General features: G+C 49.0%; 15 protein-coding genes. All 15 read right to left on the bottom strand.

The genetic code is table 11. From position 1 onward, the window contains the following. Positions 1–22: 22 nt before the first annotated feature. A complete protein-coding gene (locus CEK71_RS01125) occupies positions 23–2,356 on the bottom strand; it encodes a TonB-dependent siderophore receptor (protein ID WP_088617659.1) in 2,334 nt (777 codons plus the stop codon). Between the two features lie 64 nt (positions 2,357–2,420). Beyond that, positions 2,421–12,572 (bottom strand): non-ribosomal peptide synthetase, encoded by a 10,152-nt coding sequence (locus CEK71_RS01120; protein WP_088617658.1) that lies wholly within the window; start codon positions 12,570–12,572, stop codon positions 2,421–2,423. Positions 12,573–12,582: 10 nt separating this feature from the next. Next, positions 12,583–13,551 carry a cupin-like domain-containing protein gene (locus CEK71_RS01115; protein ID WP_232463731.1) on the bottom strand — a complete coding sequence of 323 codons (969 nt, stop codon included), beginning with the start codon at positions 13,549–13,551 and terminating at the stop codon, positions 12,583–12,585. A gap of 298 nt (positions 13,552–13,849) precedes the next feature. Further along, positions 13,850–14,089, bottom strand: a complete 240-nt coding sequence (locus CEK71_RS01110) for an MbtH family protein (protein ID WP_088617657.1) — start codon at positions 14,087–14,089, stop codon at positions 13,850–13,852. A gap of 968 nt (positions 14,090–15,057) precedes the next feature. Further along, positions 15,058–16,020: a ParB/RepB/Spo0J family partition protein gene (locus CEK71_RS01105; RefSeq protein ID WP_088617656.1), complete on the bottom strand. Its 963-nt coding sequence runs from the start codon at positions 16,018–16,020 to the stop codon at positions 15,058–15,060. Between the two features lie 10 nt (positions 16,021–16,030). Beyond that, entirely contained in the window at positions 16,031–17,071 is a 1,041-nt protein-coding gene (locus tag CEK71_RS01100; protein ID WP_088617655.1) for a ParA family protein, read from the bottom strand. Positions 17,072–17,497: 426 nt separating this feature from the next. Further along, on the bottom strand, positions 17,498–17,716 hold the full coding sequence (locus CEK71_RS01095; RefSeq protein ID WP_088617654.1) for a Nif11-like leader peptide family natural product precursor: 219 nt from the start codon (positions 17,714–17,716) through the stop codon (positions 17,498–17,500). Positions 17,717–17,785: 69 nt separating this feature from the next. Next, positions 17,786–18,751 carry a hypothetical protein gene (locus tag CEK71_RS01090; protein WP_088617653.1) on the bottom strand — a complete coding sequence of 322 codons (966 nt, stop codon included), beginning with the start codon at positions 18,749–18,751 and terminating at the stop codon, positions 17,786–17,788. Beyond that, positions 18,748–19,515 carry a 4Fe4S-binding leucine-rich repeat protein gene (locus CEK71_RS01085; protein WP_088617652.1) on the bottom strand — a complete coding sequence of 256 codons (768 nt, stop codon included), beginning with the start codon at positions 19,513–19,515 and terminating at the stop codon, positions 18,748–18,750. Before CEK71_RS01085 ends, CEK71_RS01090 begins: the two co-directional genes overlap by 4 nt. A 14-nt stretch (positions 19,516–19,529) precedes the next feature. Then, a complete protein-coding gene (locus CEK71_RS01080; RefSeq protein ID WP_088617651.1) occupies positions 19,530–19,796 on the bottom strand; it encodes a DUF6129 family protein in 267 nt (88 codons plus the stop codon). Between the two features lie 291 nt (positions 19,797–20,087). Then, complete coding sequence (locus CEK71_RS01075; protein ID WP_088617650.1) at positions 20,088–20,795, bottom strand: NifB/NifX family molybdenum-iron cluster-binding protein; 708 nt, start codon at positions 20,793–20,795, stop codon at positions 20,088–20,090. A 4-nt stretch (positions 20,796–20,799) separates the two neighbouring features. Then, the gene (locus CEK71_RS01070) at positions 20,800–21,000 is read right to left on the bottom strand and encodes a 4Fe-4S binding protein (protein ID WP_088617649.1); all 201 of its coding nucleotides are present in this window, start codon (positions 20,998–21,000) and stop codon (positions 20,800–20,802) included. A 2-nt stretch (positions 21,001–21,002) separates the two neighbouring features. Beyond that, the gene (gene nifT, locus CEK71_RS01065) at positions 21,003–21,224 is read right to left on the bottom strand and encodes a putative nitrogen fixation protein NifT (protein WP_088617648.1); all 222 of its coding nucleotides are present in this window, start codon (positions 21,222–21,224) and stop codon (positions 21,003–21,005) included. A 122-nt stretch (positions 21,225–21,346) separates the two neighbouring features. Further along, positions 21,347–22,918 (bottom strand): nitrogenase molybdenum-iron protein subunit beta, encoded by a 1,572-nt coding sequence (gene nifK, locus CEK71_RS01060; RefSeq protein WP_088617647.1) that lies wholly within the window; start codon positions 22,916–22,918, stop codon positions 21,347–21,349. 227 nt (positions 22,919–23,145) lie between these two features. Beyond that, positions 23,146–24,627 (bottom strand): nitrogenase molybdenum-iron protein alpha chain, encoded by a 1,482-nt coding sequence (gene nifD / locus CEK71_RS01055; protein WP_088617646.1) that lies wholly within the window; start codon positions 24,625–24,627, stop codon positions 23,146–23,148. Positions 24,628–24,755 lie beyond the last annotated feature (128 nt).

Below are 24,755 nucleotides of genomic sequence, written 5' to 3'. Positions count from 1 at the left end.
TCTGATGCGGTTAAGCATCAAATCAATACTCCAATCTAATCGAACCCATCACAAACAATGGGCTACCCGGATAAACGCTTAAACGCGGCGAGAGATTCAAATTAGGATCAGTCGATTCATAGTAGGTTTTGTCAAGCAAATTACGGACGTTTAATTGCGCTGTCCATTTCATCCCACCGACTTTCCAGTGGTAAGCGGTAAAAGCATCGAGACGCACATAACCTGGCAATTGGAAGGAGTTTTCGTTATCACCTTCACGTTGGCCTACCGCATAGGCGCCGACACCGAAACTTACCCCCCTAAGCGGCACATACCGCTTTATGTCATATTTCAGCCAAAGACTGCCTGAGTGTTTGGGCACATTAGGTAAACGGTTACCCTCATAGCCGTTCAGGTGACCATTCAGTTTCCGAGTATCTGTAATGATCTGGGCATCGGTATAGGCATAATTTCCGATCATGCTCACTTCTTCGGTTAGTTGGCCGGACACATCCAACTCAAGGCCTTGGCTTCTTTGTTTGCCAATTGCCACGCTATCATTCAGATCGGGTGTGGACAGATCGGGGGCCAACAGGTTTTCTTTGGTGAGATGGTAATAGGCAATGGTTGCAAACAACCGTTTATCAAACCACTCGGTCTTGAAACCCGCCTCGAATTGCTCGCCAATTTGGGGAGCAAAGGTAGCGCCCGTGGAAGATATGCCATTACTAGCCCCAAACGATGTTGTCCAATTTCCATAAACGCTTAGCCAATTCAAAGGTTGATAAAGAAGACCTACTCTAGGGCTAAAACCTTCATTTTTTCGGATAATGCTAGGGGAGGAATGGCTTAAAGCGTTATCGGCCACCGCGAAAGATTCCCTATAGGCTGTACCAGTTTCCGTCCAATCGTAACGGCCGCCACCTAAGACATGCCATTTATCCCAAAGGACAATATGGTCTTGGAAATAAACGCCATGCCATTGATCCTTAAATACGGAAAAATTACTCCCAGTGTCTAAAGGCTCGGTATTAAGTAGAGTGCTAGTGAACAGCGCCGGATCTATACCATAACTAGGGCCTGGATTATAGATATTGATGTTTAATGCCGAGTTCGCCGTATCATAAAAACCTTGTGTGTGATACTTTGTAAACGATCTTAAATAATCATAGCCCACTAAGATCTCATGCCGAGTCAAGCCAAATTGGAATTTGCCGGTCAAATCGAGATTGGTGGCGTACGATTCCGTGTCCTGGCTCTGAAAGAAAATATTCCGTTGCATCTCGCCAGTTATTTCGTTTAAAGCCTTTCCGAAAGCAGGTGCCGGGTTAATGAATGTTTCTGCAGAATTGGTGCGTTGCATCAAAAAACGGTTGTGGAATATCCATGACTCATTAAAGCGATGCGTCAATTCGGTATTCAGATTGACTTTTGAGGCGTGATCCACCGGATCGTTAGGATCACCGAAACTCCGGCTGACCGGAATGGCGGCCGGACGTGTGCCGACTACCGGAATACCGTAATCTGCCTGATAATCTTGGTCTATACCTTCCACTTCGACAGTAAAATCCGTGGCATCGGTCGCACGCCAAGTCAGGCTGGCATCAGCCATGACGCGATCTTTAAAGATAAAGTCTCGGAAAGAGTTGCTGTTAAGGTTGGAACCATTGAAGCGATACAGTACTTTTCCGTTTTTTGTGACCGGCCCAGTGGCATCCCACTGGGTACGATAGAAATCGTAGGAGCCGAACTGCTGTTCTAAGGAATAATAAGCTATATCACGCGGCTTTTTTGTGGTTAAGTTGATCAGCCCGCCAGGTTCGATACGGCCAAATAGAATAGAAGCAGGGCCTTTCAACACCTCTAAGCGTTCAATATTTGCGGTATCGAAAAAACTGGGGAAATTGGCATTTGTCCCATTGGCAACTAAGCCGTTCCGAAAAAATTTAGGCTGCCTAAATCCTCTAATCAAAAAACCAACATCATTTCCCAACGTAGGTTGAGGCCTTACGCCACTGATATTTTCTAATGCGTCCTTAACCGTCACTGATTTTTGGTCGTCCATTACCACTCTTGGCACAACTTGCACAGACACTGGAGTTTCTATTAATGGCGTATCTGTTTTCGTGGCGGCAGTGCTATTAGTGGAACTGTAGCTTTTGTCATAAGGATCGCCAGGTTCTTGAGCGGCTTTTCCAGCCACAGTTACTGTCTTCAATTCAACGATATCCGAATTTTTTAAAACCGCTTCTGTCTTTTTGGTAGGTGATCTTTTTTTTGTCAGCACCTCGGCGGCCAAACAGGCATCTGACATTATCACCGCCAGCACCAAAGAAGTCGGATAAAATATTTTTTGCTGTATTTTTCTAGTAGTCATTTATGCCTTTTATATTTTTATTTTTATTTTTATTTTGAAAGTAGTAACGGATTTTTGTGTTGGCCTACCTTAAGTCCTGTTCCTCTTCAAGCAATAACGCCTCCGCCTCTTCTTCAGACAGGCTGGCCAATTGCTCTATCAGCAGCGTTTCAACCAACAATGCCAACGCTTCGATAGTGGAGGCCTCGAAAAGCCTGCGTAACGGTACTTCAATGCCAAAAGCCCGCCGTAACCGTGACAACACTTGCACCGCCAACAACGAATGTCCACCCAGATCGAAAAAGTTATCCGCCACGCCAACTTTGTCTATAGCCAGCACCTCTTTCCAAATAGTGGCAAGCGCTTGTTCGGTGGGATTACGCGGGGCAACATAAGCGCGGTCGCTTTGTCCTGCCATGTCCGGCATCGGCAAGGCCTTACGGTCAATCTTGCCAGTTCCGCCAAGCGGCATGGCATCAAGTCGGACAAAAGCCTGCGGCATCATTGCATCGGGCAATCTAGCCGCTAAGTGGCCGCGCAATTTTGCGAATAATTCAGCATCGCTATTGGCAAGCGATTTGTTACATACCACATAAGCCACTAAGCGTTTTTCCCCCACTCCATCTTCTCGGACGGTAACTAAGGCTTGTTCAATATCGGCAAAAGACAGAAGCTGTGCTTCGATTTCACCCGGTTCGATGCGAACCCCACGGACTTTGATCTGATGATCGATACGTCCTAGGAATTCGATAGCACCGTCCTCACGATAGCGGCCTAAATCACCGGTGCGGTACAACCGTCCGCCCACTTCATCACCAAGCCCGTCTTGGGCAAAGATAAAGGGATTTGGGATAAATTTTTCGGCAGTCAAATCTGCCCGCTCAAGATAACCGCGCCCGACTTGGATACCGGCCACACAAATTTCCCCAGGTACGCCGACAGGGACAGGTTCTAACCATTGGTTCAGTAGATACAACTGTGTGTTATGTACGGGCCGGCCTATAGGTACGATGGTTTCAGTTTCGCCAGGTATGCCCGGAACGTGGTAATACGACACGTCATCCGAACATTCCGCCGGGCCATAGGCGTTGAGTACCTTGACATGAGGCATCCACTCCATCCAACGGCGGCAGACTTCCGGCGGGAAGGCTTCGCCACAGGCAATCAGCCAGCGCAATTTAGGCAATGCAACGGTATAGTCAGCACTGTCCAACAGGGCTTGAAGCATGGACGGCACCGCTTCCAACACAGTAACGCCGCGTTCGGCCAATTTCGCCAGCAAGAGGTAAGGTTCTTTGACAATGTCGTCAGGAAAGATTTCGACCCGCGCCCCACAGACCAAAGCGGTCAGGTGCTGCCAAACAGAAATGTCGAAACACTGCCCCGCCGTTTGCGCAATGACATCCCGTTCCGTTAAGTTCAGGGTCGGCACTTTGGTGATTAGGTTATTGAACATCCCTTTATATTCAACCATCGCCCCTTTAGGGGTGCCGGTAGAACCGGATGTAAAAATAACGAAGGCCAAATTGTCAGGGTGATGAAGCTTGGGCGGGTTTTCCAAACTGGTTTCATATAATTCCAAGTCTTCCAAAACAAGGACATCGGGGCGTGACAGCAACTGGAGATTTAATGACGCAGGCTTTTGCATCGCTGGTGTCCCCCCTGCGATGTCCGCCAATGCCGATACGCGTTCAAAATGTGCCGTGCAAGTCAATATCCACAAGGTGCCGCTTTCTTCCAACACTTGGGCGATCCTGCTATCTGGATGGCTAGGGTCTAAGGGCAGGTAAGCCATGCCTGCTTTGAACGCACCCAGCATCATGACCAGATAATCAATGCCGCGCTCGCCAAATAACGCGACTAGCGTCTCTGGCTCAGCGCCCTCGGACATCAATGCGTAGGCGACGCGGTTGGCACGCTGGTTGAGTTCTGTATAAGTCAGTTGCTTGCCGGAACAGGCGACTGCAATGGCATCGGGTTTGTGTTCGGCTTGCCACTCAAAACGGCTGACCATATCGCAAGGTTCTGGGTAGGCGTGTGCCGTCTGATTCCAGTGTTGCAGCATTAACTGGCGTTCTGTTTGTGCCAGCAGGGAGATTTCACCCAGCCGTTGGCCTGGATTAGCGATCATGGCCTCCAGCAGATTTTTGAAATGTCCCAGCATCCGCTCTACGACTGCCGTTTCAAACCTGTTTTTATGGTAGGTGATTTGCAGATGCAATTGTTCGCCAGGGATAACCATGCCGTTGAGCGGGTAATTGGTATGGGTACGGGTCGCCACATCCACTATGTGCAACGGGTTTGCGTTTGTACGCAGACTGGGGTCAACAGGGTAATTTTCAAATACCAATAAGCTTTCGAATAAGGGTTGTTCGCGCCCCATTCCAGTCCAGTTTTGTATTTGCACCAGCTGTGTATATTCATACTGCCGTAATTCGATATTTTGCTGTAATAACAGGCTTAAGAATTCCGATACCGACAGCGTCGTGTCGATGGCGACCCGTAACGGTAGGGTGTTGATGAACACCCCCAGCATGTCTTCACTGCCCGCCAATTCGGCGGGCCGTCCTGAGACGGTCACGCCAAACACAACTTCCGTGCATCCGCTATAGTGGCTCAGCAGCACTGCCCAAGCCGCCTGCACAAAAGTGTTGGGCGTGACCCTATGGTGTTGGGCCATTGCGGCCAACTGCTTGGTATTTTTCGCCGACAGTAACATAATCGCATCGGCGACACCCAGCGTGCCCGTATCTGTAGAGGGCAAAAGCCTATCGACATTAAACGGTGTCGCTTCAGTAATCCCGGACAAATAATGTTGCCAAAATTGTTTGGCGGTTTCGGTATCGCGTTTTTGCAGCCAAGCGATGTAACTGCGAAATTGCGGCGGTTGTGGTTGGGGCTGGGGCTGACCACTGGATAAGGCCTTATAGTTAGCCATCAATTCAACCAACATCAACGACATACACCAAGCATCAATCAAAATATGATGGTAACTTCTGACAAAACAGTAACGCCCTTTCGCTAACTGTATTAAACGGATAGCCATTAAAGGCGGCTTAAGGAAATCAAAACTTTGCCACCGTTCCGCCGCCAGGATGTCTTCCAATCGGCTATGCTGTTCGTCAGGAGGCAACGACCGCCAATCGTGAAATTCAAAAGGCACATTGACATGGCGATGTACAATCTGCACGGGATGAGGGGTGGTTTCCCACAGAAAGCCGTTGCGTAAGGCACTATGACGGTCAATGATCATTTGCCAAGCGCGTTGGAACAGATTTTCGTCTATCACCCCGTGCATCTCAAACCGATCCTGCATCAGATAAATGCCTGAATTGGGAGCCATCAAGGTATCGAAAAGCATACCTTCCTGCATGGGCGAAAGCCTGTAGATGTCTTCGATTTCTGAGGCCGTATACGGCAACGCATCAAGCGCGTCCTGATCCAAGTCCGCCAGAGGAAAATCGGATGGCATAAATCCGGCCACTTCTGCGCTAAGGCAATGGTCAAGCAATTTTTGTAAATGTTCGATAAAACGTTTGGCCAAACCCGCTACCGTTGCTGTCCGATAACGTTCGGTGCTGTATCGCCATTGCGTATAGAGCCGCCCTTGGCTCACATAGGCATTGATTTCCAATTCATAAACGCTGGTGTTATTGGAGCCCCTAAACGCGTCCGGTGTTTCAGGGGCGAGTTGCCAAGGGGCATTGGTGAAGGCTTCGTCGAAGCGGCCAAGATAATTGAACAGCACTTGTGCTTTAGGCGCAGAGGCCAGTTTTGCCGAAATGGCGGGCAAATCGGCATAACGCAACACGCCGTAACCAATGCCTTTACGGGGGATATGCGCCAATTGCGTCTTTATGGATTTGATGGTTTGACTGATGCTGGCATCTTTGGGCAACTGGAGCCGGACTGGATATAAGCTGGTGAACCAACCTGCCGTAAGTGACAGGTCAAGGTTGTCAAACAAGTCTTCCCGCCCGTGGCCTTCACGGTCAAAAACCACGCTTTCGCCCTCGCACCACTCGCATAGGGTTTGTGCCAAGGCGACCTGCAACAACTCATCAACGCCCGTGCGGTAGGTTAATAGTGCGTCACCCAGTAATGCCTGGGTGCCCGTTTCATCTAGCGACTCAATACAGTTGGCAACAACGCCTTCAAGGCGTGAACCGTCAGGATAGTCTAACGGCAAGACAGGGGTATCCGCAGCGGTGATAGTTAGCCAATAATCGGCTTCATTTTGCAACTCCCCGCCTTGGGCAAATAGCCTAAGCTGTTCGGCCCAGTGTTTGAATGATGTGGTTTTGGCGGGCAACACCACGGTTTTTGACTCGGCAAGCTGAACATAAATGCTTTGTAAATCCGCCAATAAAATGCGCCAGGAGACCCCATCCACCACCAAATGATGGATAACGATAAACAGACGGGAGTGTTGGTGGTCGCCATAGTCGAACCATACCGCCCGCAATAGGACACCGGCCTTTAAATCTAAGCTGGCTTGGCTACGTCCGCATTCGGCAAGCATAACATTGGCTTTATCCGCATCAGGAATACCAGCCATATCCACACGTCGGAATACAGAATGCGCCAAATGGGGCAAACTTTCCTGATGCCAAACCTTATTTTCTTGGCTGAAGCGAAACTTTAACGCATCATGTTGAGAAACCAGATAATCAAAGGCTTTTTCCAATAATGGCACAGCCAAAGGCGTTTTCATTGTCAATAGCAACGCTTGGTTCCAATAATTGGGATTGGCGAAATTTTGTTCGAAAAACCAATGTTGGATAGGTGTCAATGGCACGTTGCCATAGCTGTTATCCTGAGCCAAGCTATGGGTTTGGTCTTGGCTTATCGTTTCCGCCAACTTGGCGATAGTTTGAAGTTCAAAAAGATGGCGGGGCATAAAGGCCAGTCCGGCTTGCCGCGCCCGGCCAGCGGCTTGGATAGCCAAAATGGAATCTCCACCCAAGGCAAAAAAATTGTCGTGGATGCCGACCCGTTCGACTTTTAACAAATCAGCCCATATCTGCGCTAATACCGTTTCTGTTTCATTGCTTGGCGCTAGGTAATGTCCGGCAAATTGGGCACTAAGGTTTGGTACTGGCAAGGCTTTACGATCCAGTTTGCCGTTATCCGTCACTGGAAGGTTGTCCAGTTCTATCAAAATGGTCGGAACCATATAATCGGGCAAGCGCTCTTGCAGAAAGCGTTGTAACGCTTCCTTGTCCGATACGGATGTTTGTTTGGCCACCCAATAAGCCGCCAAATATTTATCGCTAGGGCCCTCTTCGCGGACAACTACGACAGCATCTCTGACCATAGTGTTTTGTAACAATACGGCTTCGATTTCACCCAATTCAATCCGAAAACCACGCATTTTCACTTGGTGGTCAATCCGGCCCAAATAATCGATATTGCCATCCTGACGATAGCAAGCCAGATCGCCAGTACGATATAGGCGCCCGCCCGCTGTAGAAAAGGGATTGGGTACAAACCGTTCGGCAGTCAGTCCTGCTTGGTTTACATATCCGCGGGCCAATTGTACGCCGCCGATGTAAAGCTCACCTGCAACCCCGACCGGTACTGGATTCAGATACTTATCCAAAAGATAGATTTGAGTGTTGGCGATAGCATGGCCGATGGGTACCAGATGCTCGGAAGTGTCACGTTGGCAATTCCACACCGTAACATCAATAGACGCTTCGGTCGGCCCATATAGATTGAAAAGCCCAGCTTTTGCATGTCCGTAAAAGCGATTTTGTAAATCGGCAGTCAACGCCTCACCACTACAAATGACGCGCCGCAAAGATCCGCAACGGTCAAAATCAGCCATGTTAAGGAAGGCCGCCAGCATCGACGGCACAAAATGCAGAGTAGTGATACCGTGCCGTTCAATCAGGTCAACTAACCGTGCAGGGTCTTTATGGTCGCCTGGAGGCGCCATGACCAACCGCGCACCGGTTATTAACGGCCAGAAAAATTCCCATACTGAGACATCGAAAGTGTAAGGGGTTTTTTGCAGCACAGCATCGCCCACATCTAAGCCGAAGTAGGCCTGCATCCATAGCAGACGGTTACGCACCCCTTTATGCGGCACACCCACACCCTTAGGCCGTCCCGTAGAACCGGAAGTGAACAACACATAAGCCAGCGCTTCACTATCAACTGGGCTAGTCGGCCTTTGTTCGGAAAAACCGCCAAAATCTGTCAAGCCAACATCAAGGCTATACAATTTGCCGTTAAAATCCGCAAATATTCCGGCAAATTCCGGTTGAACCAAAATCACCGGCGTGTCGGCATCAGCCAACATCGCCGACAGGCGTTCATGTGGATAATCAGGATCAAGCGGCAAATAAGCATGGCCTGCCTTCAATATACCCAGTAACCCCACCACCATTGCCAATGAGCGTTGGGCGCAAATACCGATAGGGATATTGATGGCCAGTTTTGCTGCTATCAGGGCATTGGCCAAGCGATTGCTAAGCGCGTCCAGCTCTAGGTAGCTAAGTTGCCGGTCTTGATAAACGAGAGCTATTTGCTCCGGGGTTTTGTCTACTTGCGCTTCAAACAAGCGATGGATGCTGTCTGCTCCCGAATAAACGGTTGCCGTAGCATTCCAGGCAACGGTCAGGCTATGCCGCTCGTTCTCAGTAAGCAACGGCAAATCTTTCAGTTTGGCGGTACAGTCATTGGCAATACCCATAAGCAATTGTTGGAAACGCTGCGCCCAAGCGGCAATGGTCGCGGCCTCAAACAAGTCACTGCGATACTGGAAGGAAAACTGAAACCCATTGTGGCATTGTGCGGCCATGAGCTTAAAATCAAAATTCTCGACCCGTTGCTGTAGTGCCAATGGTCGCGCTTGCATGACTCCCCAATCTGAAAAGTCGCCATCCTCCCCCAAGCTTAACTGAGCCAAATGCTTATCAAAATCGGCCTGGACTTGTTGCAATACAAACATAGTCTGGTAAATCGGCCAATGATCGGCAACGCGTTCGGGTTGTAGCCGCTCCACCATCAAGGGGAAAGGCAAATCCTGATGTGCCAACGCGTTTAGTAAAGCCTCGTTGACTTCCGTCAAATAGGTTAAAAACGGCTTGTTGCCGTTAGGGCTACTGCGCAGTGGTAACGGGTTGACGAAATTCCCAACGATCTGGGTAAACCGCGCTTGGCTACGTCCGCTGCTAGGAACACCGACAATAATATCTTCCTGATGGGTATGCCGATGCAACAACACCTTGTATGCGGTGAGCAATAAGGCAAACAGGGTTACCCCCTGCTGTCCGGCCAGTCTTTTCAGTTGTTCGCTGATCTCGCTATCTAAGGTGAATGCCACCGAAGCGCCCTGATAATCTGACACCGCCGGTCTTGGCTTATCGGTTGGCAAAGCCAGCAAAGGAAGTTCCCCTTGCAATTGCTGATGCCAATAATCCCAAGCCTTACCGCAGGCCGGACCATCCAAGTAATGCCTTTGCCAAGCAACAAAATCGGCATAGTTGGACTTGAGCGCGTTTAATTGCCTTTCCTTACCTGCATAGATGGCTTGCAATTCTTTGACCAGGATAAGCACCGACCACAAATCGACGGCGATATGATGGGCGCAAATCAACAGCGTATAGGTTTCTCCAGCAGATACCGGATCGGTATGATCTGGGTTCGATTTTCCATGCAGATAACAAACGGTACGCAGTAACGCCTCGTTTTCCAAATCGAAAGCCACCCTAACCCGATGGGTCATATCGGCTTGCAATTGGGTTTGTGACCATGAACAGGCTTCAACGGAGGTAAAAAAATCCGCTAATCCAGATAGGGGTAGCACTTGTTGGCTAATATGCCCATTGTCATCAGCGCGGTATACAGTGCGTAATAGGGTATGGCGTTCCAGCAAATGCCGAAAGGCTTGCTTTAAGCGTTCCAGATCAATACTGCCATTAATGCGTAAGGCCAAATGCAGGTTATAGACAATACTATCCGGCTTTGTCATTACACCGGAAGCCCCCCCTAACTGCTGCATCGCCCACATGGAGGATTGACCCGCAGACAGGCCCGAAGTGTAAAGCGTGCCATGAGTGGCGGTATTTTGGGTGGCGGCAATGCCTGCTGTGGTGTCTGTGGCGGTTTCGGAGAGTTTTTCAGCTATTGTTTGCAACGAATAATCGGACAAAAACAACGATAACGGCACATCAGTACCTAGCAATTCGTCGGTCGTATACTTAAGTTCAACGGCTTTGAGCGAATCCAGCCCCAACGAGCGCAGGGGAACATCGGTGGTTAGGGTTGATGCTTCAATTTTCAACAAAAGCGCGGTTTTTTGGCAGAGAAAACGGGCGATTAACGCCACGCGCTGTGCCTTTGGGACAACCGCCAACGCCTGTTGCAGGATTTGGGATTCTGGTGACAGCGTGGCTCGCGCCTCCGCTTCGTTGACTTGTCCGCCAGATTCTCCGGCACTGGAACTATCCACGTCCGCTTGAGCACCGGAACGGAATAAGATCGGCAAGGCGTTTTCCATGTACATTTGCTTGCAGGGTTGACGGCGAAGCTTACCGCTGGATGTTTTCGGCACCGTACCTGGTTGTACCAAAGCCAATTCGGTGATCGCCAGCCCACAGGTTTCGGCCAAGCTTTTACGCATGGCGGCGGCAATCATCAGATAGCTATCTGAGCGTATCGCGGTACGGGTTATTTCGGCAACTACAACTAATTGCTCTTCGTCACCGTCGCTTTTCGAAAAGGTGGCGCAGGCATCGGGAATAAGTTCAGGGATTTCTTCCACCAGCACTTGTTCAATATCCTGCGGATAAAAATTCCGTCCCCGGATGATGATTAAGTCTTTGATACGGCCTGTTATGAACAGGCGGCTATTATTAAGGTATCCCAAGTCGCCAGTGCGAAGAAAAGTTTGCGCGGTGTTGACGCTTGCATCGCTTATAGGCATCCGAAAAATCTGTTCCGATTCTTCCTGACGGTTCCAATAGCCTTTGGCTATACTAGGCCCGGACACCCAAACTTCACCGACGTGTCCTGTTGGGCATAGTTGGCCTGTTGCGGGATCAACAATACGGATTTCGTGATGCTCAGAGACTAAGCCACAAGCCACTGCACTTGCGGGCTGACCCGCATCGGCACACATAACATTTTCCGTAGCGGACAGTTTTTCCCCTGACACAAAAAGCGTCGCTTCAGCCAAGCCATAGCAAGGGAAAAAGTTGGCGCGGCGAAAACCACAATCGGCAAATTTTTCTGCAAAGCGCTCCATGGTGGCACTGCGTACCGGCTCTGAACCGTTGAAGGCTAAACGCCAACTACTCAAATCCAAGGATTGCATCTGCTCTGCCGTCACTTTACGCAGACAAAGGTCATAAGCAAAATTCGGCCCGCCCGATGTGCTTGCCCGATAGAATGAAATGGCTTTAAGCCAACGGATAGGTTTTTCCAGAAATGCCATAGGCGGCATTAAAATTGCCGTGGCACCAAGATAAAGCGGTTGTAACAGGTTGCCGATCAAGCCCATATCGTGATACAGAGGTAGCCAACCGACAACGGTGGTTTGGTCGGTATGTCCAAAACCCTGTTTTATCGCTTTCTGATTAGCCATTAGATTACCGTGACTAACCATCACTCCTTTAGGATTTCCAGTGGAACCGGATGTGTATTGCAAAAAAGCCAAGCTATTGGAACCTAATGCCTGTGGTAGCCAATTTCTGGTAATGTCGGATTCCAACTTGTCGCTGGCAAACCATGTCAAGCCTGGTTTGCTCTTGTCATCTCCTAACAGGTTGGGTTCTTTATTTGAACTTAAACATTCAGGCCATTCCTCCAATTCATTGCGGATTTTCGCCGCAAAATCAGAGGTGCTCATGATAATGGCGGGCGTGGCATCGTTAATCACCGCCCAAAGCCGTGACTTTTGCCGCCGTGTAGGCGGACTGCAAGGTATGGCAACCACACCGGCATACAAACAACCGAAAAAACCCGCAATATAATCAAGCCCCGGCGGATAGAGCAACAAAGCCCGTTCACCGGTCATGCCCATAAGCTGAAGATGGGCGGCGATAGTGCGGGCGCGATAGTCCAATTCGGCAAAGGTGAAGCGACCGCTTTCATTTTCGCCGTCCTGTAAAAAAACGTAGGCCGTCTTATCGGGCTGTTCACTCGCCCGCCCACGGGCCAATTCTACAAAATTGGCGTAAGTTGTTTGGGGGTTCGCAGCCAGTCCTGATTCTTCGATGAAGCGCACAATAATCTCCCTATGAGACGTAATTCAGATATGAACGGTACCAAGGCAATACCTGTCCGGCGGATAATCCGGCGCATTGCCCCAAAGCGATCACAGTATTGTAATAAACGTTTTTAATAGGCATTCCTTTCAGCAATGCCATAACGCCTCGGATGGCACTGCCGCGTGTATGCCAATCCACATTGAAAGAGATGGAACAATCGAGGCTGCGGACGTGGTGAAGCATTCCCGGCGGCATGTACAGCATGTCACCCGCTTCCACAATACATTCCTGGACTTGCGCGGCACGGTAAAGAGGGTAGCGTATAAAATCGGGGTTTTCGACATCCACTTCGCACCAACGCCATTTATAGCGATAACAAGATGGTAATTGGTCATGATGCAATAAGGTGAAACGTTTGCGGCCTTTGATTTGGAAGAATAGGTTATGAGTGAGCAAGCAATCGAAATGCAGGGGCGTTAAGCTATGGCTGGGGCCTAGAAAAAATTGCGCAAACTTAAGCCAGTCAGTCTGATACCATTCTGGAAAATAAGTGGTAGGAAAACCCTCAAGATCGTTGGCGGCATCCGGTAACACGCTCAATAACGGTAAGTCATGCAAATAAGCGGGTCTTTGTTTCGCCGTTGCCCCGTTGCGTTGAAGCAAGTTTTCAAAATCTGCCAATTGCTCCAAATAGCCATCCAAACGGGTGGTAATTGTCCGTAAGCCGTTAACGCCTTCTTCGTTTAAGCCTTGCTTAAGTTGGACGGGACGATTACCTGCAACTTGAGCAAGATGATCCATAGTCCAACGCGAGAGTGCCGGACAATCTTTCAGTGCGTTAGGTATAATGACCGGTCGGCTTTTTTCCACAAAATCGCTAAAGAAAGTTAACGGCGATAAGCCCTCCCTACGTTCTAACAATGGATAGGGGCTTTTTGCAGGTGCCTTTTTTGCCGAAGAGTCGGTAGCCGCTCGGAACGCCATCAAATTTTCCATAATGCCTCCAGTAGAGGATAAGTTTCCTTTGATCGCCCTGCCTGCGCCACGCTTAGGGCGTGTCGGAATGGGCGGTGTGCCAGAAAATCTCCAATGATGCGGGTTGGGGTTAGATACCAATCAGAGAATGAGGCTTGTCTTTTTTCCGTATGGATTGAGGCTGATTTTCCAAGCCATCGTAAACACATCCCCAAAACCATAGCTAACGGATAAGATGAACCGCTATAGGGCGATAGTAGAATGTATCCGGTAACAACAGGCCAAGCTTTTACATGGCCGATAAGTGGAATGAATGCCATTAGCCTGCCGCCGTTTGCGTTTCGATAAGTTTTGCGCTTGCCATCATTGCGTTGCGCAAACTTAAAGGGCGCATATCTGTCCAGACTGTCTTGATATAATCAAGACAGTCTTGTTTGAGACCCATCTTGCCGACAGTATCCCAACCTTTAGGCACTTCTTTATATTCCGGCCAAATCGAGTATTGTTGTTCATGATTGATAACTACATGGTAAATCGTCGTGTCTTCGTCCCAAGCCATACTTCACCCCTTTTTGTTATTACATTTGAGACCACTATTTAATGGGCACAAATGCTCTATGTGATTGATTTATAAAAATCACCTGTTTTGAATGGCGTAATGGTAAGCAGTGTGGTGAGATAAATGAATGCGACAAAGTGTCGCATGGCAGGCTATTGCGGCTTGAAAAACGAGAACTATGTTATATAACACAACTATTAAAAGTTAATGTGGCATATAACATAGTTTATAAAAATAGATGGTTTTTTTGTGTAAAGAAATATCTTTATAGACCGCAATCGTTGCGGTCAAAATGGGTAACGCCGAAAATCATCCAATCTTGGGAGATCATTCAATTGACGTTGCCAAAATGTGAATATCCGCTTTAAAGTCACCTAGGAACCGTGTATAAAATTAAGTAGGTGTTCATTGCACCCCAGCGTGTTCAACCTGACTCCCTGACACCAGCCAACGGGGAAGTGATGCCGTTGAATTGGCAGCTTAAAACGGAATAATGGGGTGAACAATTTTAATGTAACTGCCCTGCTTAAGCGAAAGGTAAAAAGTGTATCTAGTAGATACAGTTTTTATCCTCGCAACTATAGCTTCATAGGGGGTAATCAGCCCAATTGAAGGGCAATCGTCTTGCCGATGGCTTTGAAGAGGAATGCCAACTGATAGGTCATAACGGTGACCATTTTACTCTGGGCATTTTAAGGACAAACTCACTGAAATTAGCCTGCCCGTTTTTAGTGAAAAAGTGTATCTAGTCGATACACTTCTTAGCGTTTTTCCGATTATGTTCTGCGATAACTGTGATGGTTTTAATGGAAAGCAGCCGCCAACTGGAACACAATAGCCTAACCGCATGTACCAACGCTGAGCCACCGCAACACGCCATACAAACTATCTGCCCTTTTAGCCTGTCGTTTGCTTAACGTCAAACGCTATAGCAATTGATAGGACATGGCGATAGCCTGCTAAAACGCCTAACTTGCTTCCTGCTGCTCTTTATCCGCCAGCATCGTATTAATAATCGTCTGCAATTGGTTTAATTCCGCATCGTCAAAAACCCCGGCTGACAGTTTAAGGGTGATGCCATTGGCTGATGACGAGTAATAGCCGATTTTTTTACCTTTCAAGCGGAAATGCAGCTGGTTGGTTTGCAGGCTGATCGGTTTGCTGACCATGGTGGCGACATAGCGGGCGATTTTCGATTGGTCCAAGTCTTTTTTTTCGACCATCGCAATGGCTTCTTTCAGGGCATTTAAAGCCACATCTTGTTGTGCTTCGGGTATGCTTTTCAACAGACGCTTAATGTCGCTGGCGGTGTTGCGGGACAGCAGCACTGGGTTAATCTCCAATTTTTCGATGATAAAATCCGGCAAGGCATCGTAGGCGAAATAACGGTACATGTCTTCGCGTTGGAAGCCTAGGGCTTCAGCGAGACGGGTTTTATACGGGAACAGGCTTTCGACCTGCTTAATGGCTTTGCTGATTTCATAATCGCTCAGCTCTTCGCGTTCGACATTTTCGGTGATCGCCATAATCGCCATGTCGGCATCATCGCAGGCGTAGATAATGGCCGGAATCGCCGCCATTGCCAGTTGCTTATAGGCCCGCCAACGACGTTCGCCCGCAATAATTTCATACCAGCCTTCTTTACGGCTCCGACGGACGGAAATAGGTTGTAGCAAGCCTGTTTCGGCAATTGAGTGCGCCAACTCGCTCAGACTGGTTTCGGGAAAGTAGCGGCGGGGTTGGAAGGGATTGGGTTCTATCAAATCGACATTGATGTTTTTGACATCGGCAACGTTTGGGTCAAGGTTAATCGTGTCGTTGCGGGCTTTAAATTGCGGCAAGATGGCTTTAGGAATATCATCCTGGGCGGTTTTTATCACGCCGCTGTCCACTAGGCCGCTTATCGTCAGGCGTTTTTTTTTGTTGCTCATGAGGGTTGTCCTAGATTAAATCGTGGTCGGCGAGTTTCAGATGATATTCTTTAATCAAGCTTCTCGCTAGGTCAATAATCGACCGCGCCGCCATCGAATTCGGTTCGCGCTCCAGTACCGTACCGCTATCCTCTTCCTTAAACAATTCGATTTGCCGCATAAAACTGGTGGAGTGGGGAATGACGACATTGTTTAATAGGCCGGGATAAGATTGCACCAAGGTCGTCAGGGCTTCTTTGCAAGAGCCGTAGCTGGGATGGTAACCGTTGGCGACAATATGGACATTTAAATGGAAGCCCGTACCTTCAAACGCGCTGTTCAGTTCATCGACATTCGCCGCCAAGACCTGCATGGCCTTAAGGGATTGCCCGTCTAACCACACCACCGCCAGAATTTTGTCGCAGGCGCACATAAAGGTGTTGGTCAATAAGTTGGTCGAGGGGGCGGAATCAATCAGAATCGCATCGTACTGGCTAAAAAAATCGACGTTGGTTTCTAGGAATTTTTTAAAGGTGAATTCCCGGTTCGCCAGCGACATTAACCACGAGTCCGAGTTCGCCAAGGAAATGTCCGAGGCAATCAAGTCCAACATGCCATGTTCATAAATCGGCCAGATGGCTTGGCGGATATCGTAACTTTCTTTGCGGCAGTGCTTAAACATCAGTTCGCCGATGTGGGTAATGTCTTCGGTCGCCCAGTTAATGCCAAACAATCCGGTCAGCGAGGCTTGTGGGTCACCGTCAAGCATCAGGACTTTATAACCGAACATCGACAAGGCGGTCGCCACACCACCACAGATGGTGGTTTTACCCGTACCGCCTTTGGCCATGCGGCAATTGATAATGGGCGGGAGGGTACGCGAGCGGCCTGCGGCTGGGTCTAGCCCATGCAGTTTTAGTTTTGCCTCCCTGATGTCTTGGGGGCTGTATAAATTGTGGTAACTGTCGGTTTTGTCGAGCTTGTTGAACAGGGCGCGGAATTCACGCGCCTCGCCATCAAAACCGACAAATTCTTTGGCCATTTTTAATTTTGCCCCAAATGCTTTTCTCATGGTTAATCCAAGTCTATTGTTTGCTAAACAAGCTATTGTCTTTGTTAGATAATAGCATGAATACCAACATAAGTGTATTTTTGCACATCTATATTAAAAAATAGACATTATGTTTTTAATGGGAAAGGCGTTATTTTTTGAGGAGTGAGTGACTGCCGCAATGGGCAAAGCAAGTAGATGATTAGAGGGCACGCGTGGGCATCTTGCCTGCAAGCGGGTAATATGCCCACGCTCCAAGCATGACAGTTGGTTTGAAGGGAAGTAATTAATCAGCAAATACGGCGTTTTGCTGTTGTTACCCTTTAAGGCAGAGAGTTTTGCAAGGATGCATCTGTTAGACAAGGGAAGGGGGGAAGCTTAGCTTAAAGCCCCAACCGCGCTAAAAAGGGTATTTTTTTAACGCGGCCAGAAAGTCCATGCGCTAATTTAAACGCGTAACAAAGCCTTAGCCATACGTTCTGAAAGTTGGGCTTCGACAAATTGCGGCTCATTGGGTGGATACAGTTCCACTTCATCAAGTTCGTAATTATATTCTTTGCCTAAGGCGATCAATTCGCGGATTTTCTGCACAGCCAACAGTTTCTCCTTAAGCTCAGGGTCGGTTTTTGCCTGTTCAGAGAAGGCTTTAATTTGTGCGATTGACATAATAGTGGTACTCCTTTTAAGCGTGCTTCGCTTGATGTGCAAAGCGGTTGATGAAAGTCAAGATACTACCTAAACGTTATAGGGCGTGTTAATCCAATCGGTAAGGATGGCCGCATCGCGTTCGGGCAGGTAAGAAAAATCCCCGCTGATGTCTTTAAAAACGGCGACACCGCAGTGGGGTGAAACAAGCTTGCCTTTGACCATGTAAAAAAACCATGCAAAGGGATAACCGGCCTGACGGTCGAAACGGGTCAGCAAGTTCTGTAAGGCTAGGCCTTTTTTACCTTGTATGTCGTCTAATTGCGGAAGGTTTTTGGTCTGGGTGTTGATAATTTCAACGTTAATCTGCTGTTCGCCAAAACGTCCGGTATGCCGGAACGGGCGGACAATCCAGTCGTCCGATAACATCGCTTTGGCTTGGATGCTGCTACGGTCCCAATCCTCCATAAAGCGTTGCACCGGATGTTTGTCCAGATGGTATTTATTGATTTCGCTCATGAACACCGTCACATCGGTTTTGCGCCGATAGGCATATCGGGCACTGCCAATGCCAAACGTGTCGATACATTCGGGCTTTAAGGGATCGATAAAATCTTCCAAGTCTTCCGGCGGCATCACGTTACTGGCGAGCAGGCGGTCAGACATTTCTCGGATTTTATCAATATCTAACTGGATAAAATCCTCGGCACGATTGCCCGTTTGGATGACAAAATATAAAGTGTTGCCGGTTTGGCGGGTGGCGATCAGTTGTTGGCTATGGGTGTAGTCAATTAAGGTTTGTAAATCTTTGCCACATTCGATAAACGTCCGCTCAGTCCATTCCACCAAGTCGTTAGCGATACGGTTGCCGTGCATATCGACAATACCGCCTAAGCGATACCATTCGCTGCCGGTACGCGCTAAGCGCACTGCATAATCTGGCACTAAGGCTTGGATTTTTGCCAGTAACGCATCGTCATTTTGGCCGGGTAAGGTGTGCTTACAGAGTTTGGCGAGTTGTTGTCCGGCTAATTGGGCAGTTTGCTCCATCGTCATAATACATCCAGTATTGTGGTTTGGGCAGGGCCGCCTAAGCGTTGCCGGACGGCGGCCCGCACATCCGGCTCGGGGTCGTCGAGCAGGGGGCTTAAGTTTTCAGGGGCAACCCGTTGCACAGCGGTGTAACGTACCACCCAATCAGGATCCCCTAAGAGAAGTACAGCATCGTCAGGACTCATACGCTCGGCAATGATACGCCTGACTTCGGGGGATTCGTCGTTAACCATCAGCCCTAAACTGACCTCAGGTAAGCGTTCGGCAACCACTTTCCGTACCTGTATGTCATAGTCACGGATGAGACGGAACAGGCGGCCTTGCGGCAAGCGTCTGGCGACGGTCAGACGGACAATATAATCGGGATCGTTCGCCAGTTGCTCCAAAGCTTCGGGGGCGATGCGGTCGGCGACGGTCATACGCACTTCGCGGTCGGAATCATTGAGCAGTTGGCTCAGTTGTGAGACTGGCAAACGGTAGGCGACGGCGCGTCTGACCACTTCATCGTCATCATGGACTAATTCCGCCAAGGCTTTTTGCGGGGCATAACGGACGGCTATGGCGCGGCGCTCCCAAAATGCATCATGCAGAAAATGCTCGGCATAAGCAGGGTTGACGCGTAAAAAGCGGTCGATTTGCCGGCCACTTTCTGCCGTGATGCAGGTGTCGCCAGGCATACAACGGCCCATCAGTAAGGTTTTGCTGCGGAATGCGCATAAGCTGCAATCGGCTATGGGCAGGGTGACTGGGCGCTCTTGATTGGACATGCGCGTACTTCCCGCTAGTCTGGGATAATTTCGGCAACGACAATACCGGTTGCCGTCGCATAATCTTGGGTGAGGCACAGACAATGTTCCCGGCCATCAATCAAATACAAGTTAAAGCCATCTTGGCTCAGTATCGGGGTGTTGTTAGGCAAATCATCATCCATACAATAAGTAAAATGAATGGGCCGATAGTCTTGTCTAAGCTCTGACACAGTGCTGTCCGAAAGCCCCAACTCAGCAATTTTTTGGGCTATTTCTTGGGTTTGCTCTACTGTTATCATGCTTTTCTCCTGAATTACCTTGAAATATTGCTTTTTTTTCAATGATTGGCTACGCGGTTTGTGGGTTTCCAAATAAACTATTTCTGGATTCTATTTATAACCCCTAAGGGTACGCAACACATACCCTTAGGGATTATAAATGGGGATGGGATCGTTATCTTGCCTTTAATTCACAGAGGAAGGCCGGACAGAAACGGCTTGTCCGACCAACTCTTTAACAGACCTTTAAACTAAACAGACCTTTAAACTAGCAGGCTTTTAAGCTGGCTTTTAGCCAACCAAGCCTTCAATTCAACTACCCGCCGCCTCACGTTCAAATTTAAAGCGTTCGCTGGCGGCTATGCCCATCGCTTTTGCTAACCATGGTGGCGGGGTGGCCGCCATGACTTGCTGTAATTCGGCGATAACCTCGGCTAAGCTGACGACTTCGGCCAATTTCATGGGATGGATACCCAGTTTGACGATTTTGGCCGCAGCAGGCCCGCCGACGGAAGTGACGTACACCACCTTGCAATCTTGTATCTGTTCGGCACGGAACACATTTTTGTCATCGACTACCAAGCCTTGCGGAATGTCGGCGGTGCGGATATCGACCAATCTTGCTTCGTCTCGGTTAACTTGGTAGACCATAAACCAAGTACAAGCGCCAAAATGGCCATTGACATGGATGGCATCGTCACTGGCACAGGCGATTCTGACCGAATTCGGCAGATCGCCTTCTTGGTAGGCCACGATAGCGGGTAAAATTTTTTCCGCCGCTGTATTTTTAAGGATACTTAAGGCCTGTTGTAAAACGTCATCGCCAAGATGGGAAAACTCACCCCGGCAGGCCGTTTTCAGCGTCAGCAGATCAAGTGCGGCAACTTTGGCCTCGGTCAGGGGCGCGTCGACACAATGGGCCAAGACGGTTAGCAGACGTTTGGCATCGGTATCGGGCAAGGCGCGTGCCGCCAGCCCGATGCGCAGAGCCAGTTCCCGTGATAGCGCGTTCTGGCTCATGATCTTATGCCTCTAATGGCAAAATGCAGTTGTCGATAGGACAAACTTTAACGCATTGTGGCACGTCAAAATCGCCTTCACATTCGGTACAGGTGCGTTTGTCAATCTTAAAGACAATAGCACCTTCCGTGATGGATTGGGTAGGGCAGACTGGTTCGCAGTCGCCACATGAAATACAATCCGCTTCAACAATATATAAGGCCATGATTATTCTCCTGAATCTACACGTTTTGCGCGTAAGGTAATAGGAAAGTCAGGTGGATCTATCGGTTCAAAGTAGTATTTTGAGCCGTCGCTCAGGACGACTTCACCACCCCATTTTTCTGGGGTGTCGAACTCAATGGATTCCGCCACTTCTTCCAAGTCTTTTTTAGGAACGTAGAAGACCAACTTGCCTTCCGGGTTTTTTTTCAACATGACGCTAGGCATTAGGACTCTCCGTTGGGTTTAACATAAAGCAGCGAGCACTTTACGCCGAAAATAGGTGGGAACGCGGCAGGGCGCACTTTATTCAAAGTGCGCCCTATCGGCTTAAGCGGTTAGCTTAAATCTTAACGGATCAAATCGTAGTTGTAATCCGTTGTGCCCATGCCTTTGGTTTCTTTATCCAGTTGTTCCAAGATGGCATTGACCAGCGTGGTTAGCATGTAGATAGCGCCTTCATAACCTAAGGTAGTCATGCGGTGCAAATGGTGACGGTCAAAAATCGGGAAGCCAATACGGATCAATGGCACTTCGTCCGCTTCACCTTTGTAGAAGGTGTCACGTTGGATGAATTTGCCGTAAGAGTTGCCGATCATGAAATCCGGTTTGTTGGTGAACATCAATGAGCGGAAATGCCACAAATCACGGCCAATATGGATTTGGGTATTTTTGCCGTAAGGTGAGTCCTTACAGATTTTTTCCATCGCTTTCAACCAACGTTTGTTGGCATGGTTGCATAATACGTCAGAAGGTTCTGCACCCAATTCCAGCAGGAATTTGGTCATACCCATGACGAAATCGGCATCGCCGTACAGGGCGAACTTTTTACCGTGCATCCAAGCGTGGGAGTCGGTTATCATATCCACTAAACGGCCACGCTCCAGTTCCAAAGACGCTGCAATGGGTTTGCCGGTCAGTCTGGACACTTCCATCAAGAACTGGTCAGTCCATTCCAAGCCCATTGGGATGTTGATGGCTGTGGCTGGTTGATGCCAAATGTTTTGGACAAACTTTTTGGTTTTTTCCAATTGCCAAGGTTGCAGCAACAGCGTGTCAATGGCGTTCGGTGCGTCTTTCACTTCCGCTTGGGTCGTGCCGCCCGCATACATGCGGAAGGTGCCGTCAGCCGGGGTGTCCAACACTTCGGACGGATCACTTAACAAACTGTAATCAACGCCCATTTCTTTCATCATGCGGTGCATGACGCGGAAATTGCCCAAATAGGTTTCAAAGCCCGGCACTAAGTTGATTTTGCCGTTGGAGCCAACGGTTTTGTCAGTCATATGGTTGAGCGTGAAATACTTGATCATGCCCTCGAACATATTGTCCCACCCTGTGGTATGGCTACCGACGAAGCTTGGGGTATGTGCGAACGGGGTAGGATAATCCTGTTCGATATGGCCGGCTTTTTTGGCGTTGTTGATAAACGCATTCAAGTCGTCACCGATAACTTCCGCCATACAGGTGGTCGATACGGCGATAATGTCAGGTTGGTATAAGGCTTTAGCGTTTTCCAGACCGGCGAACATATTTTTTTGGCCACCGAAAACGGCCGCGTCTTCGGTCATGGAGTCGGATACGCAAGCGATCGGCTCTTTAAAGTGACGGTTGAAGTAAGTACGGAAATAGGCTACGCAACCTTGCGAGCCATGCACATAAGGCATGGTTTTTTCAAAACCTAGCGCACATAAGACCGCGCCTAAGGGTTGGCAAGCTTTCGCAGGGTTGACGGTTAAGGCTTCGCGGTTGAAGTTCAGTTCTTGGTATTCCTTGGTGGTTGTCCATTGGAATACTTCATCAATTTGTTCCTGAGGATGACGCTCTTCGTAAGCGGCACGTTTGTTAGCCAGGTTTTCCTTGTACTCGTCGTTTCTGAATAAGGGATAGCTGGGTTGGATGTTATCGACTTCTTGGCTCATGGTAATCTCCTACGCGCCACTAATCTGTGGACGGCGTTTTTGATGGAAAGAATGAATCGCGCCCATCGGCTATAGGCTGGCCTCTGTGAACGCTCTGTCCGGTATCGCCGGAGTGGCTAGCAGTATCCCCATACTGGCGCAGCACTGCCCTGAGGCGGTTTACATTAAGGATCGGAAGGATCTGGCTTAATGGCAGCGCTGTTCCGGCATGGGAACAAGATACAAACTTACGCGGCGGCCTTAACGGCTTCGCTGCTGGCGGCATCCGTTTTCCAAGGTGCCTTTACTTGCTTCCAGCAAGGGTTATTCAAAGTCATGTCCATATCGCGGGCGAAAATGGCAAAACCGTCATAACCATGATAAGGGCCGGAATAATCCCAAGAGTGCATTTGCCGGAAAGGGATACCCATTTTTTGGAAGATATACTTTTCCTTGATGCCTGAGCCGATCAGGTCAGGTTGGATTCTCTTGACGAACTCTTCAAACTCATAGCCGGTCACGTCATCATAAATCAGGGTAGAGTTACCCATTTCTTTGATGGTGCGGTCATAGTCATCGTTATGGCCAAATTCATAACCAGTACCGACCACTTCCATGCCCAAATCTTCATAAGCACCGATAACATGGCGGGGACGTAAGCCACCGATGTACAGCATGACGCGTTTGCCTTGCAGGCGGGGTTTGTATTTGTCGATGACGGCTTGGTATTCGCCTTCATAACGGGCAATCACCCTTTCGGCGCCTTCTTTGATGGTGTCATCAAAATGTGAGGCAATCCGGCGCAGCGATTCGGCAATTTTGGTAGGGCCGAAGAAGTTGTACTCAATCCAGGGGATTTTATACTTTTCTTCCATGTGCCGGGCGATGTAGTTCATCGAACGGTAGCAATGGATCAGGTTCAGCTTAACTTTTGGGGTTTTTTCAATTTCCGCAATCGTACCGTCGCCAGACCATTGGGCAACGACCCGCAGACCCATTTCTTCCAGCAAGGTGCGTGAAGCCCAAGCGTCACCGCCAATGTTGTAGTCACCAATGACCGCGACATCGTAAGGGGTGGTCGGGAAGCTGTCATCACCGTCGCGGTTTTCCAAAACCCAATCCCGGATCGCGTCGTTAGCGATATGGTGGCCTAAGGATTGCGACACGCCACGGAAACCTTCGCAACGGACAGGCACTACCGGTTTGCCGATTTCCTTATTGGCTTTTTTGGCGACCGCTTCAATATCGTCACCAATCAGACCAATCGGACATTCGGATTGGATGCTGATGCCTTTGTTCAGCGGGAACAATTGTTCGATTTCGGTCATGATTTTCGCCAGCTTTTTGTCGCCGCCGAAAACGATGTCTTTTTCGGTAAAGTCTGATGTAAAGTTCATCGTACCGAAAGTGTTCACGCCTGTTGTACCGACATAATAGTTACGGCGGCCAGCACGCGAATACTGTCCACAACCGACTGGGCCGTGGGAAATATGGATCATATCCTTGATAGGGCCCCAAACCACACCCTTGGAACCTGCGTAAGCACAACCACGGATGGTCATTACGCCCGGTTGGGATTTACGGTTTGAAGTAATACATTTGTTGGATTTTTCGAGCGATTGATCGTTAACCGCCAAGTGTTTTGCGCGGTCTTTTTTGGCTTGTTCGGGATAGATTTCCAGAACTTCCTGAATCAACGCTTCAGTCTCTTCTCTGGTTAGAGCGGCCATGTTGTGTCTCCTACTGATGTCATGGGTAATCCCCCATAGACAGGTTTTAGGACGGAATGCTGTAGAGAGGTGAGCTGGTGGTGTAGGGACGCAAGTTGCGTCCCTACAGCTGCGTCCCTACGGTGGTT

It is taken from the genome of Methylovulum psychrotolerans (assembly GCF_002209385.1).
Taxonomy (GTDB): Bacteria; Pseudomonadota; Gammaproteobacteria; order Methylococcales; family Methylomonadaceae; genus Methylovulum; species Methylovulum psychrotolerans.
This window is presented reverse-complemented; position numbering and strand designations above follow the sequence as displayed.

Bases quoted from the DNA above. Each gene is read 5' to 3' on its own strand.
- CEK71_RS01110 (WP_088617657.1), bottom strand. From the start codon at position 14,089: ATGGCTTGGGACGAAGACACGACGATTTACCATGTAGTTATCAATCAT.
- CEK71_RS01100 (WP_088617655.1), bottom strand. From the start codon at position 17,071: ATGAGAAAAGCATTTGGGGCAAAATTAAAAATGGCCAAAGAATTTGTC.
- CEK71_RS01075 (WP_088617650.1), bottom strand. From the start codon at position 20,795: ATGAGCCAGAACGCGCTATCACGGGAACTGGCTCTGCGCATCGGGCTG.
- nifK (WP_088617647.1), bottom strand. From the start codon at position 22,918: ATGAGCCAAGAAGTCGATAACATCCAACCCAGCTATCCCTTATTCAGA.
- CEK71_RS01115 (WP_232463731.1), bottom strand. From the start codon at position 13,551: ATGGAAAATTTGATGGCGTTCCGAGCGGCTACCGACTCTTCGGCAAAA.
- CEK71_RS01070 (WP_088617649.1), bottom strand. From the start codon at position 21,000: ATGGCCTTATATATTGTTGAAGCGGATTGTATTTCATGTGGCGACTGC.
- nifT (WP_088617648.1), bottom strand. From the start codon at position 21,224: ATGCCTAGCGTCATGTTGAAAAAAAACCCGGAAGGCAAGTTGGTCTTC.
- nifD (WP_088617646.1), bottom strand. From the start codon at position 24,627: ATGGCCGCTCTAACCAGAGAAGAGACTGAAGCGTTGATTCAGGAAGTT.
- CEK71_RS01095 (WP_088617654.1), bottom strand. From the start codon at position 17,716: ATGTCAATCGCACAAATTAAAGCCTTCTCTGAACAGGCAAAAACCGAC.
- CEK71_RS01125 (WP_088617659.1), bottom strand. From the start codon at position 2,356: ATGACTACTAGAAAAATACAGCAAAAAATATTTTATCCGACTTCTTTG.
- CEK71_RS01085 (WP_088617652.1), bottom strand. From the start codon at position 19,515: ATGTCCAATCAAGAGCGCCCAGTCACCCTGCCCATAGCCGATTGCAGC.
- CEK71_RS01090 (WP_088617653.1), bottom strand. From the start codon at position 18,751: ATGACGATGGAGCAAACTGCCCAATTAGCCGGACAACAACTCGCCAAA.
- CEK71_RS01080 (WP_088617651.1), bottom strand. From the start codon at position 19,796: ATGATAACAGTAGAGCAAACCCAAGAAATAGCCCAAAAAATTGCTGAG.
- CEK71_RS01105 (WP_088617656.1), bottom strand. From the start codon at position 16,020: ATGAGCAACAAAAAAAAACGCCTGACGATAAGCGGCCTAGTGGACAGC.